Below are 285 nucleotides of genomic sequence, written 5' to 3'. Positions count from 1 at the left end.
AATACTAACAACAGACAAGAAGCTAACATGACTCAAGAGATGATGAGTAATAACATTACATTTATTAATGTTATTGACGGTTCTAGAAACGATTGGAACAGTCAAAAAGCTTGGGCAGGGCAAGAAGATGTAGATAATACCATTGAGAATGTTAACCAAATTGATGGAAATAATAATGATGGCAATAGGCAGGATTTTGATGCCAATCAAGATGGGGAGGAGAATTCAATCAGTGATGTGAACTTAATAAATGGAAACAGAAACGATGGAAATACACAAAAAGCT

At 34.4% G+C, this 285-nt stretch carries 1 protein-coding gene; it reads left to right on the top strand.

What is annotated here, in order from left to right:
* Positions 1–285, top strand: a 285-nt coding sequence (locus tag E1171_RS23020) for a hypothetical protein (RefSeq protein WP_222931257.1), incomplete at both ends; no start/stop codon positions are given.

It is taken from the genome of Xanthovirga aplysinae, assembly GCF_009711365.1.
GTDB lineage: Bacteria > Bacteroidota > Bacteroidia > Cytophagales > Cyclobacteriaceae > Xanthovirga > Xanthovirga aplysinae.
Note: the sequence above shows the minus strand (reverse complement) of the source record. Positions and strands in the feature narration are given on the sequence as shown.